10 protein-coding genes are annotated in these 11,859 nt (G+C 62.2%); 2 read left to right on the top strand and 8 right to left on the bottom strand.

Annotated elements, in window-relative coordinates; translation table 11 throughout:
• Nucleotides 1-52: 52 nt before the first annotated feature.
• From QEO92_RS15340 to hutI, 8 genes are all read right to left on the bottom strand, one after another.
• Nucleotides 53-841, bottom strand: a complete 789-nt coding sequence (locus tag QEO92_RS15340; RefSeq protein WP_037149435.1) for an ABC transporter ATP-binding protein — start codon at nucleotides 839-841, stop codon at nucleotides 53-55.
• On the bottom strand, nucleotides 838-1,611 hold the full coding sequence (locus tag QEO92_RS15335; RefSeq protein WP_037149438.1) for an ABC transporter permease: 774 nt from the start codon (nucleotides 1,609-1,611) through the stop codon (nucleotides 838-840). The genes QEO92_RS15340 and QEO92_RS15335 overlap by 4 nt, the downstream gene beginning before the upstream one ends.
• A gap of 62 nt (nucleotides 1,612-1,673) precedes the next feature.
• On the bottom strand, nucleotides 1,674-2,618 hold the full coding sequence (locus QEO92_RS15330) for an ABC transporter substrate-binding protein (RefSeq protein WP_227703611.1): 945 nt from the start codon (nucleotides 2,616-2,618) through the stop codon (nucleotides 1,674-1,676).
• Between the two features lie 107 nt (nucleotides 2,619-2,725).
• Nucleotides 2,726-3,280 carry a HutD/Ves family protein gene (locus QEO92_RS15325; RefSeq protein ID WP_227703610.1) on the bottom strand — a complete coding sequence of 185 codons (555 nt, stop codon included), beginning with the start codon at nucleotides 3,278-3,280 and terminating at the stop codon, nucleotides 2,726-2,728.
• 35 nt (nucleotides 3,281-3,315) lie between these two features.
• Complete coding sequence (gene hutU / locus QEO92_RS15320) at nucleotides 3,316-4,989, bottom strand: urocanate hydratase (protein WP_227703609.1); 1,674 nt, start codon at nucleotides 4,987-4,989, stop codon at nucleotides 3,316-3,318.
• Between the two features lie 12 nt (nucleotides 4,990-5,001).
• Nucleotides 5,002-5,802, bottom strand: coding sequence for an N-formylglutamate deformylase (gene hutG / locus QEO92_RS15315; protein WP_227703608.1), 801 nt, complete (start codon nucleotides 5,800-5,802; stop codon nucleotides 5,002-5,004).
• A 1-nt stretch (nucleotide 5,803) separates the two neighbouring features.
• Entirely contained in the window at nucleotides 5,804-7,339 is a 1,536-nt protein-coding gene (hutH, locus tag QEO92_RS15310) for a histidine ammonia-lyase (protein WP_227703607.1), read from the bottom strand.
• Nucleotides 7,339-8,580, bottom strand: coding sequence for an imidazolonepropionase (gene hutI, locus QEO92_RS15305; RefSeq protein WP_227703606.1), 1,242 nt, complete (start codon nucleotides 8,578-8,580; stop codon nucleotides 7,339-7,341). Before hutI ends, hutH begins: the two co-directional genes overlap by 1 nt.
• An 80-nt stretch (nucleotides 8,581-8,660) precedes the next feature.
• Between hutI and QEO92_RS15300 the strand changes: the two genes are divergently transcribed.
• A complete protein-coding gene (locus QEO92_RS15300; RefSeq protein ID WP_227703605.1) occupies nucleotides 8,661-10,004 on the top strand; it encodes a formimidoylglutamate deiminase in 1,344 nt (447 codons plus the stop codon).
• 905 nt (nucleotides 10,005-10,909) lie between these two features.
• A complete protein-coding gene (locus tag QEO92_RS15295; protein ID WP_227703604.1) occupies nucleotides 10,910-11,824 on the top strand; it encodes a DMT family transporter in 915 nt (304 codons plus the stop codon).
• Nucleotides 11,825-11,859: the final 35 nt, after the last annotated feature.

The following is an 11,859-nucleotide window of genomic DNA, read 5'->3' as shown; positions in this document are numbered from 1 at the left end:
TTCGAACATTTGTCGCCGAAACCCGGTCGCGGAAATGCTCTGTCCACAGGCCCTAACCGTCCGTTGCCGCCATGATCGCTTCGGAGCGGATTTCCTCCGTCAGCTTCAGGCGAAGCGCGGAGAATTCCGGGCTGGATTTGACCGTATAGTGACGCGGATGCGGCAGGTCTACAGGGGTGATCGATTTGATGCGGCCCGGACGCGCGGTCATTGTGACGACGCGGGAGGCCATGAACACGGCTTCTTCGATGTCGTGGGTGACGAAGATCACCGTCTTTACCTCGCGCTCCCATATCCCGAGCAGCAATTCCTGCATGAGGCCGCGTGTCTGGTTGTCGAGCGCGCCGAAGGGCTCGTCGAGAAGCAGGATGCGCGGATTGTTGGCGAGCGCGCGGGCGATCGCCGTGCGCTGTTGCATGCCGCCGGAAAGTTGCTTCGGCCAATGGTTCTCGAAGCCACGCAACCCGACCTTGTCGATATAACTGTCGACGATCTCCCATTTCTCCCTCTCGGGCACGCCTTTTTCCCTCAGGCCGAACGCGACATTGTCGCGGATCGTGAGCCACGGAAAGAGCGTGTAGGATTGAAAGACCATGCCGCGATCGGCGCCCGGCCCGGTGACCGGCTGGCCGGCCAGTGTGACCGAACCGGTTGTCGGCCGGTCCAGACCGGCGACGATGCGCAGGAGCGTTGACTTGCCGCAGCCGGAAGGGCCGAGGATGGTGACAAAGTCGTTACGCGGAATCTCCAGGTCGGTCGGCTGCAGCGCCGTGACCGGCTGGCCGCCATTGACCCCCGGAAAGACGCGGGAGACGTTGGAGATGACGAGTTCGGCGCTCATGCGAGCCTCCAGGCATAGAGGCGGCGATTGACCGCTTTGAACAGGAAATCGGACACGAGGCCGATAAGACCGATGACGATGATGCCGAAGATGATCTGGCCGGTCGCCATCAGCGCCTGCGAATTGATAATCATGTAGCCGATACCGGAGGAGGCGCCGATCAGTTCGGCGACGATGACATAGGTCCAGGCCCAGCCGAGCACGAGGCGTAGCGTCTCGGCAATGTCCGGTGCATTGGCCGGGATGAGCACACGGCGGATGACACCGGAATCCTTTGCGCCCAGCGTATAGGCCGCCTCGACCAGATCGCGGCGCGTATTGGCGACGCCGACGGCGATCATCAGGATGATCTGGAAGACCGAGCCGATGAAGATGACCAGCAGCTTCTGCAGTTCGCCGATGCCGGCCCAGAGGATGAGCAGCGGCACGAAGGCAGAGGCCGGCAGATAACGGGCGAAGGAGACGAAAGGTTCAAGCAGCGCCTCGACCGGCTTGTAGGCGCCCATGGCGATGCCGAGCGGCACGGCGACGACCGAGGCGAGCACGAAGCCGCCGACGACACGCCAGACGGTCACGCCGATATCGGTGAGGAAACCCTGCTCCGTCAGCAGATAGAGCCCGTCACGGGCCATCGTGATCGGGTCGGCCAGAAAGGTAGGCGATACGAAGCCGCCAAGCGTCGCAAAACCCCAGGCCGCGAAGAAGAGGACGAAGAAGAGAATGCCGAGGGCGATGCGCGCGCCGCGACCGATGGGCTGCAAGGGATGCATGGGGCCGGGTCCGTTTGTCCGGTTGGGAGAGGGGCGGCGCCTTCTGCGCCGCCCTTGGGCGTTTAGTCGATGAAGGACGTATCCGCCAGCTTTTCGAGGTCCGGCTTCGCCTTGATGACACCGGTCTCCAGAAGCAGGTCGGCGGCATCGGCGGTAAAGGTTTTGAACTCGCCTTCGAAGAACTTCTTGTTGGCGGCCTTGTCCTGCCATTCGAGATGCTTGGCGGAACCGGCGAAGGCCTCGGCTGACTGCTTCACATCGGCGCCCATGATGCCGTAGGACTTTTCCGGTTCCTTCTTGATCAGTTCGAGCGCTTCGAAATAGGAAGTGGCAAACGCCTTGGCCGCGGCCGGATTGTCCTTCAGGAAGGCAGGCGTGCAGCCGAACGTGTCCATGACCGCCGGATAATCCAGCGTCGTGGCGATGATCTTGCCCTTGTCGGGGGCGGCGCGCACGGTCGACAGGTAGGGTTCATAGGTCATGGCGGCATCGTTCTGGCCCGCAACGAAGGCCTGTGCGGCCGGCCCCGGTTCCATGTTCACGACCTTGACGTCTTTCAGCGAGAGGCCGTTCTTCTTCAGGATATAGGACAGGAAGAAATAGGGCGAGGTGCCTGGTGTGGAGGCGGCGATCGTCTTGCCCTTCAGGTCGGCGATCTTGGCGACGTCCGGGCGCACGACCATACCATCGGCGCCATGCGACTTGTCCATCTGGAAGATCTGCGTCGAAGCGACGCCGTTCGCATTCCAGACGACCCAGGTTTCGACCGTGGTCGCGGCGCACTGGATGTCGCCGGACGCAAGCGCCAGATGGCGGCTGGCCTGCGGGATCTTCTTGATGGTGACGTCGAGGCCATTCTTCTTGAAGATGCCGGCCTCCTTGGCGAGCGTCAGCGGCGCAAAGCCGGTCCAGCCCGATATACCGATGGAAACGGCGGTTTCGGCGCGGGCGGCGCTGGTTGCAGCAAGCGCGGCGAGAAGAGTAGTGGCAAAAATTCTGCTTTTCATAACGTTCCCCTTATCCAGAACTGGTTGTCTTATGATCGCGTTCCGGCAGGTATACTAGCCACGCCAGCTCTCATTTGTCTATGCATAAATGCCGATAAAAACGGCATTCACTCGTTTCGCAAAAGAACGAGGCAAAGGGACGCCGTACCGGAGAGATCAAGGAGGCCTCGCCTCGTCATGACCGCATCGAGGGCGCCGAGTCGCGCCTCGCCGACCGACACCTCGCCGGTGCGGCAAAAGAGGAAGGCGATGTCGGAGCCGATCGGCAATTCGCAATGACCTTCGACCTCGATGGGCAGGACGCGATGCGAATAGCGGCCGCGGCGGGTCATGACGTTGAGATCGCGCACCGGCCCGCCGGTCAGGCTCGCGGTCACCGGCACATCGCCTGGAAAGGCAAGTGGCGGGGAGGAGGGGGCGAGAACGACCCGCCCTTGCCCCTCAATGTCGAGCGCGACGCCGTCGCCGCTCAGAAATGTCAGCGTCCGGTCTATGCCGGGGAAGAGCGAAAAAGGTCCGTCGCTCGCCACGTCCGCCATGCTGATGCGCCAGTCGAAATCGTCCATCGAGGCACCCGGAGGGAAGGCAAGGATTTCAGCGGTCTCGCCACCGCCGTTCTTCCAGGCCATCCACCGATAATCGGCCGCGCGCAATATCTTCATGAATGCGTCCTGCATTGCGATCCGGCGGCCGAAGGTCAGTTTCCGAGAATACCCGGCAAACGCAGGCCCATCTTTCTAGCGTGATCGATAGCGATGTCATAGCCGGCGTCGGCATGACGCATGACGCCAGTTGCCGGATCGTTCCAAAGCACGCGCTCGATGCGCCGCGCCGCATCTTCCGTACCGTCGCAGCAGATAACCATGCCGGCATGCTGCGAGAAACCCATGCCGACGCCGCCGCCATGATGCAGCGACACCCAGGTGGCGCCGGAAGCGGTGTTGAGCAGGGCGTTAAGCAGCGGCCAGTCGGAGACGGCATCCGAACCGTCCTTCATCGCTTCCGTCTCGCGGTTCGGCGAGGCGACGGAGCCGGAATCGAGATGGTCGCGGCCGATGACGACCGGCGCCTTCAATTCTCCCTTGGCCACCATTTCGTTGAAGGCGAGGCCGAGGCGGTGACGGTCGCCGAGACCCACCCAGCAGATGCGCGCCGGCAGCCCCTGGAAGGAGATGCGTTCCCTGGCCATGTCCAGCCAGTTGTGCAGGTGCTTGTTATCCGGCAGCAGTTCCTTGACCTTCGCATCGGTCCTGTAGATGTCCTCCGGATCGCCGGAAAGGGCTGCCCAGCGGAAGGGGCCGATGCCGCGGCAGAAGAGCGGGCGGATATAGGCCGGCACGAAGCCGGGGAACGCGAAGGCGTTTTCCAACCCCTCTTCCTTGGCCATCTGGCGGATGTTGTTGCCGTAGTCGAGCGTCGGCACGCCTGCGTTCCAGAAATCGACCATGGCCCTGACATGCACCTTCATCGAGGCGCGGGCGGCCCTTTCGACAGCCTTCGGATCGCTCTCCTGCCTGGCGCGCCATTCGGCGACCGTCCAGCCCGAAGGCAGGTAGCCGTGCAGCGGATCATGCGCCGAGGTCTGGTCGGTGACGATATCGGGCCGAACGCCGCGCTTCACCAGCTCCGGAAAGATATCCGCGGCGTTGGCGATGAGCGCGATGGACTTCGCTTCGCCGGCCTTCGTCCATTCGCCGATCCTTGCGAGCGCCTCGTCGAGGCTGTGTGTCTTTTCATCGACATAGCGGGTACGCAGGCGGAAGTCGGCGCGGGTCTCGTCGCATTCGACGGCAAGGCATGAGGCGCCGGCCATGACGGCCGCGAGCGGCTGGGCACCACCCATGCCGCCGAGGCCGCCGGTCAGGATCCACTTGCCCTTGAGATTGCCGGCGTAATGCTGGCGTCCCGCTTCCACGAAGGTTTCGTAGGTGCCCTGGACGATGCCCTGCGCGCCGATATAGATCCACGAGCCAGCGGTCATCTGGCCGTACATGGCCAGGCCTCGTCTGTCGAGTTCGTTGAAATGGTCCCAGGTCGCCCAGTGCGGCACGAGGTTGGAATTGGCGATCAAGACACGCGGGGCATCCTTGTGGGTGCGGAATACGCCGACCGGCTTGCCGGACTGTACCAGCAGCGTCTCGTCCTCGTTGAGATCCTTCAGCGTGGCGACGATCGTATCGAAATCGGCCCATGTTCGGGCTGCGCGGCCGATGCCGCCATAGACGACCAATTCGTGCGGACGCTCGGCCACATCGGGGTCGAGATTGTTCATCAGCATCCGGAGTGGCGCTTCGGTGAGCCAGCTCTTTGCAGTGAGTTCACTGCCCCTCGGGGCATGGATTTCGCGTTCGTTGTGGCGCGGATCGATCATGGTGGTTTCCCCTCAGTTCTTGTTGGCGAGCGCAAAGACCTCGATGCGGGTGAGAATGGCCTTCAGGTGGACGCGAAGCGTCTCCGCCTTCGCCGCGTCATAGGCGAAGGGCAGATCCTCGCTCCGCAAATGCGTGGATTGCGCCAGTTCCATCTGGATGGCGTGAACGCCGGTTTCCGGCTGGCCGTAATGGCGCGTCGTCCAGCCGCCTTTGAAGCGACCGTTGAGGATGGACGTGTAGCCCTCGGCCGTCGCTGTCACTTCGACGGCAATCTTTTCGATCTCCGGTGCGCAGGTCCTGCCCATGTCCGTGCCGATGTTGAAATCCGGCAGCCTGCCCTCGAACAGGAAGGGAATGTGCGAGCGGATCGAATGGCAGTCGTAGAGCACGGCAAAGCCATGGGGCGCCTTCACCCGCCTGATTTCGGCGGCGAGTGCGGCGTGATAGGGGGCGTGGAATTCGGCAAGCCGGGCGGCTATATCGGCTTGCGTCGGTGCTTCGCCATCCTTCCAGATCACCAGGCCGTCGAAATCCGTTTCCGGGACCAGGCCCGTGGTGTTCTGCCCCGGATAGAGGCTCGCGCCCGCCGGATCGCGGTTGGCGTCGATGACATAGCGATGAAAGGTGGCACGCACCGTGGTCGCATCCGCCAGCAGACCGTCATAGAGCTTGTGGATATGCCAGTCGGTATCGGCGAGCTTGCGGCCATTGTCGTTCAGCCGTTCCCAAATTGCGGGCGGCACGTCGGTTCCCGTATGCGGGAAACCGAGAATGACGGGCGAGGTGCCCCGACTGACCTCGAAAACAGCCATCTCAAACCTCCAATGCGGGGAGAATGCCGGCGGACACCGACGCCGTCAGCGCGCCGGACGAAACCAGCGCGGCTGCGGCCTTGAGGTCGTTCGCCATATAGCGATCCTCCTCCAGCGCAGGCACGACGGCACGGATTGTGGTGAGCGCCTTCTGAAGCTCGGTCCCGGTCTTCAGCGGTCCGCGCAGTTCCACGCCTTGGACGGCGGCAAGCGCCTCTATACCAAGAATGGAAAACAGGTTTTCCGTCATTGCCAGCAGGCGGCGCGCGCCATGGCAGGCCATGGACACATGATCCTCCTGATTGGCGGAGGTCGGCGTTGAGTCCACCGAGGCTGGATGGGCCATCTGCTTGTTTTCGCTCATCAGCGCCGCGGAGGTGACCTCGGCGATCATCAGTCCGGAATTGAGCCCCGGCTTTTTCGACAGGAAGGCAGGCAGGCCGTAGGACAGCGCCGGATCGACCAGAAGGGCGATGCGACGCTGGGCGATTGCCCCGATCTCGCAGATGGCGAGCGCCGTCTGGTCGGCAGCAAATGCCACCGGCTCGGCGTGGAAATTACCGCCGGACACGACGGAATTATCGGAAAGGACCAGCGGGTTGTCGGTTACCGCATTGGCCTCGATTTCCAGCGTGCGGGCGACGGAGCGCAGAAGATCGAGGCAGGCGCCATCCACCTGCGGCTGGCAGCGGATGCAATAGGGGTCCTGCACCCGCTCGTCGCCTTCGATGTGGCTCTTGCGGATTTGAGAACCGTCCAGCAGTTCACGCAAGGCGCCTGCCGTATCGATCTGGCCTTGGTGCCCGCGCAGCGTGTGGATATCGGGATGGAAGGGCGCGGAGGAGCCCATCGCCGCATCGGTCGAAAGTGCTCCGGTGACCAGCGCCGCCTGCAATGCGCGGTGGGCGCGGAAGAGGCCGGCAAGCGCCAGTGCCGTGGAGGTCTGCGTGCCGTTTATGAGGGCCAATCCCTCCTTGGCGGCCAGCACGATCGGCACAAGTCCGGCCTTTTCCAGGGCTGCGCGGCCCGCAAGCCGGCTGCCCTCGAAAAAGGCCTCGCCTTCGCCCGTAATCACCGCCGCCATGTGTGCGAGCGGCGCGAGATCGCCGGACGCGCCGACCGAACCCTTCTCCGGAATGACGGGGGTGACGCCTTTCTCCAGCATGGCCTCGATCAGCCGCACCAGTTCCGGCCGGACACCCGAAGCGCCGCGCCCGAGGGAGACGAGCTTCAGCGCCATGACGAGCCGCACGATATTTTCTGGCAGCGGGTCACCCACGCCACAGCAATGGGAGAGGATGAGGTTGCGCTGGAGTGTGGCGACATCCGCCGCGTCGATCTTGATCGAGGCGAGCTTTCCAAAGCCGGTATTGATGCCGTAGACCGGAGCGTTGCCTGCGGCAATCTCGGCGATGCGCCGCGCGCCATTTTCGATCGCCATGTCGAAGGCGGGATCGAGCCGGGCAGTGGCGCCGTTCCAGTAGATATCCGCCAGGACGGGGAGGGAAACCTGTCCGGGTGTGAGAACGTGGGTCATCAGGATGCCTTCCTTCCCTTGAAGATGCGGGCGTGAAGGGGATTGAAGCCGATGCGATAGACGAGTTCTGCTGGGCGTTTCACGTTCCAGACCGTAAAGTCGGCGGATTTGCCGGCCTCCAGCGTGCCTGTCTCGTGGAGGAGGCCAAGCGCGCGGGCGGCCTCGCGGGTGGCGCCCGCCAGGCATTCTTCGACGGTAAGGCTGAACAGGGTCGCGCCCATATTGAGCGTCAGCAGAAGTGAGGTAAGCGGCGAGGTGCCGGGATTGCAGTCGGTGGAAAGCGCGATCCTAACACCGGCCTGCCGCAGCGCGGCCACCGGCGGCGCCTGCTTCTCGCGCAGCGTATAATAGGCACCCGGCAGAAGCACGGCTACCGTTCCGGCCCTTGCCATGGCTTCTGCCCCTTCCACGTCGAGATATTCGAGATGTTCGCAGGAGAGTGCGCCATAGGACGCCGCCATTTTCGCGCCGCCCTGATTGGAAAGCTGCTCGGCGTGAAGCTTGACCGGCAGCCCCAGTTCCTTCGCCTTGTCGAAGACGGTCCGCATCTCGGCAACCGAAAAGGCTATGCCCTCGCAAAAGCCGTCCACGGCATCCACAAGCCCCTCTGCATGGGCCATGTCCAACCCCGGCAGCACGACATCGCGGATATAGTCGCCGTTGCGGCCCTTGTATTCGGCCGGGGTGGCATGCGCGGCAAGCCAGCTCGTCACGACACGCACAGGGCGGATCTCGCTGAAGTGGCGGGCGGCGCGCAGCATGTTCAGTTCGGTCTCTACGGTCAGTCCGTAGCCGGACTTGATCTCGACGGTAGAAACGCCTTCGGATAGTAGCGCATCAAGGCGCGGCAGGCTTTCTGCCACCAGTTGGTCCACCGAGAGCGCCCGCGTTGCCGAAACTGTCGAGACGATGCCGCCGCCGGCCCTGGCGATCTCTTCATAGCTTGCACCGGACAGCCGCATTTCAAATTCCATCGCGCGATCGCCGCCGAAGACGAGATGGGTGTGGCAATCGATGAGCGAGGGGGTGATCAGCCGCGCCTGGCAATCGGTCGCGGGCAGCGCGGCGAATTCCGCCGGCAGCACGCTTTCCGCGCCGGCATAGGCGATACGTCCGTCAACGACTGCAAGGGCTGCGTCTTCGGTGACGGCAATATCGTTTGAAAAGGTCGCAAGCCGCGCATTGCGCCAGAGGCCATTGGCCGGATGGTCGGAAGTAGGCAAGGAATTGTTCCCGCTCATTGTCTTTTGCCTTTCCTTTGTTCGTAATATGTATATACATAATGGTGAACCTGACAAGACGAAAAATCGGGAACGCGATGATGACGACGCTTCACGCAAAAACGGCATTGACGGCCGGAGGCTGGCTGCGGGATGTGCGGCTGATGCTCGAAAATGGTCGGATTGTGCGGGTGGAGGCTGGGGTTGCCGCGACCCCGACGGATGAGCGCCTCGACGTTCTCCTGCCCGCAATGCCCAATTTGCATAGCCATGCCTTCCAGCGGGCCATGGCTGGGCTGACGGAGGTGCGAGGCATGGGTGACGACAGCTTCTGGAGCTGGCGCACGCTGATGTATCGTTTTGCCTTGTCGATGACGCCGGATCAGGTCGAGGCGGTTGCCGCGCAGCTCTATATGGAAATGCTGGAAGCCGGCTTCGGCCGCGTCGGCGAGTTCCATTACCTGCACCATGACAAGGACGGTGCGGCTTATGCAAACATCGCCGAAATGGCGGAACGTATCGCCGCAGCCGCGGCCAAAACCGGCATCGGGCTGACGCTGCTGCCGGTGTTCTACGCCCATTCCGGCTTCGGCGGGCAGGCGGCCGGCGAAGGCCAGCGGCGTTTCGTCAACTCCACCGAAAGCTTCGCGCGGCTGATGGAGGGGGCGGCGAAAGCCGTCGCCTCGCTTCCGAAAAGCCGGATCGGCATTGCGCCCCATTCCCTGCGTGCGGCGACCATCAAGGAGATCGCCGAAATCCTGCCGCTGGCAAATGGCGGGCCGGTGCATATCCATGTGGCCGAGCAAATGAGGGAAGTCGAGGATTGCCTCGCCTTTTCCGGTGCGCGCCCGGTCGATTATCTCATGGCGAATGCCCCGGTCGATCGGCGCTGGTGCCTTATCCATGCCACCCACATGACGGATGCGGAGACCCGCGCCATGGCGAAAAGCGGCGCCGTCGCCGGCCTCTGCCCGGTCACGGAGGCCAATCTCGGCGACGGCATTTTTCCGGGCGCGGATTTCCTCGCGGCCGGTGGTGCCTTCGGCGTCGGTTCGGATTCCAACGTGCTGATCGGGCTTGGCGACGAACTGCGCCAGCTCGAATATTCGCAGCGTCTCGCCCGCCGTGCCCGCAACGTCATCGCGCCTGTCAACGGCTCGACCGGCCGTGCCCTGTTCGACCGTGCGCTCGTCGGCGGCAGCCGGGCGCTTGGCGATGAGGCGGGTATCCGCGAGGGCGCGCCGGCCGATCTCGTCTCGCTCGATCTTTCAGGGTATCCGTGGGTTACAGGCGATACGGTCCTCGATCATCTGATCTTCGCGGGTGGTCCGAAGCCGGACAGTGTTTGGGTGAACGGCGTCAGGCAGGTAAAAGGCGGTCGGCACAAGTTTCGCGAAGGCATCGAGGCTCGCTTCCGGGCGACCATGCAGGCGCTGTTGGGCTGAAACGACAACGACAGCTAAATGTGAGTTTTGAGGTCCCCGCCGGCTGTCTTCGAGGTTGGTTCTATTAATTTAAGGGCGTGCTCTTCATCGAGAGTACGGAGCGGCTCGCCTTCCGTGGGGAGGACGAGGCCGCTCTCGAAATTCTGACGGGACAGGCTGGCAACGCCCTCAAGGCTAGCGAACAGGAAGCGGCGGTCGCAGAATTGAGACCGACTCGAAAAACTCTCGGACCGCTGCTATACCAACAAAGTCTGCAGAGCTCTCCAGATCAGATGACCCTCTGAAGTCTTCGACGAAGCCGGTTTCAATCAACCAATGGGATCTGGAGCAGGAGCACCATGTACGAAACTCAGAGACCGCTCCAAACCCAGATCGATGCTGCTGTGACCGCGGCCTAGGTCGCTCGCGACGTGGACCTTAGAGGACAAGTTGCGCTAGTGACTGGCGGCTCTTCTGGTCTTGGTCTGGAAACGGTTAGAGTAATTGCCGCGCGTGGTGCGAGTGTCCTTGTACCCACGATATACTCTCGTTACCCGAGCTGCGTTGGCCGGGATAAAGGGGGTCGAGGTCTTGCCACTCGACCTGTCGGATCACCTCTCTATCAAAACCATTGCGAATGCCTACCAGAACCGTTTTCAGAAGAGGTACTGGTGGATGGCGCGATTGAAATTGAATGGCCGTGTCGAGCTGGTTGGGACGAATGGCGTTCGCGAACGTCGAGGGCGAGGGGAAATAGTCGGCACACTACCGATTTCAATCACGTCGCCATGTTCTGCGGATACACTTCCATATAAGTAACTGAAATATCTATCCTCCCGAATCGAGCAATGAGATAACACACTGGCTTTCATAACTTCCTCTTATGAAATATGATATATGAAAAATTCGCCGAGGAAGTTGCGGCATTGCGAAACGTTTACCTACTTGCCCTGATTGCCTATGCCGCCTTTTCCGTAACCGATGCCTCAGTGAAGGCGGCCGGCAGGCATCTTTCAATTTTCGAGACCGCCTTTGTCGTCAATATCTTTGCCGCTGCAAGCCTATTGGTAACGCGCCATCCCAATGAAAGATGGCGCGATTTTTGGCGCACAACGTATCCGCTCTCGGTTCATGGGCGCGCGATGTGTGGGGTCGTGGCTAGCCTCTGCGGCGTTTACGCCTTCACCACTATCCCGCTTGCCCAGGCGTACGCGTTGGTATTTCTGGCCCCTCTATTCGTCACGATCATGTCGGCGCTTGTACTGAAGGAACAGGTCGGCATCTGGCGCTGGTCTGCGGTGATCATCGGTTTTTGCGGTGTCCTGTTGGTGGTGAAGCCGGGCATCCAGCCGTTCGACGCCGGCCATCTTGCCGCCCTCGGAACAGGACTGGGGACCGGGACAGCCGTCATAATCCTCAGGCGCGTGGGCGGCAAGGTGAAGACCACCAGCGTCCTCGGCACGCTGATTGTTTATCTTCTGGCTCTCAATGCCGTAGCCATGCTGATCCGCGGCATTCATGTGCCGACCGCAAAGGAGTTCGCGCTGCTCGGGCTGGCTGGCGTCTGTTATGGCCTTGGGCAATGGGCTTTCGTGATGGCGGCGCGCTACGGCAACGCCAACCAGATCACGCCGATGCACTACTCGCAGCTTGCCTGGGCCGTCGTATTCGGGGTGCTGATCTTCGGCGAATATCCCGACAGCGTGGCACTTCTCGGTATCTGCGTCATTGCTTCGGCAGGACTGTTGACCGTTATCCGCGAGCGTATCCGCGGACTACCCACCGCCGTCGTCCACACCGCGATCATCAACCCCGCAGACGCTGGGCCGAGCACCGACTGAAAATGTGTAGCAGCCGACTTGCTGCGCCCAATATT

Origin of the sequence: Neorhizobium petrolearium, assembly GCF_029854435.1 — a bacterium.
In the GTDB taxonomy this organism is placed as follows: Bacteria; Pseudomonadota; Alphaproteobacteria; order Rhizobiales; family Rhizobiaceae; genus Neorhizobium; species Neorhizobium petrolearium.
This window is presented reverse-complemented; position numbering and strand designations above follow the sequence as displayed.

Coding starts and splice junctions, on each gene's coding strand:
- hutG (WP_227703608.1), bottom strand. CDS start 5,802: ATGGCTGTTTTCGAGGTCAGTCGGGGCACCTCGCCCGTCATTCTCGGT.
- QEO92_RS15340 (WP_037149435.1), bottom strand. CDS start 841: ATGAGCGCCGAACTCGTCATCTCCAACGTCTCCCGCGTCTTTCCGGGG.
- QEO92_RS15335 (WP_037149438.1), bottom strand. CDS start 1,611: ATGCATCCCTTGCAGCCCATCGGTCGCGGCGCGCGCATCGCCCTCGGC.
- QEO92_RS15300 (WP_227703605.1), top strand. CDS start 8,661: ATGACGACGCTTCACGCAAAAACGGCATTGACGGCCGGAGGCTGGCTG.
- QEO92_RS15325 (WP_227703610.1), bottom strand. CDS start 3,280: ATGAAGATATTGCGCGCGGCCGATTATCGGTGGATGGCCTGGAAGAAC.
- hutU (WP_227703609.1), bottom strand. CDS start 4,989: ATGATCGATCCGCGCCACAACGAACGCGAAATCCATGCCCCGAGGGGC.
- hutH (WP_227703607.1), bottom strand. CDS start 7,339: ATGACCCACGTTCTCACACCCGGACAGGTTTCCCTCCCCGTCCTGGCG.
- QEO92_RS15330 (WP_227703611.1), bottom strand. CDS start 2,618: ATGAAAAGCAGAATTTTTGCCACTACTCTTCTCGCCGCGCTTGCTGCA.
- hutI (WP_227703606.1), bottom strand. CDS start 8,580: ATGAGCGGGAACAATTCCTTGCCTACTTCCGACCATCCGGCCAATGGC.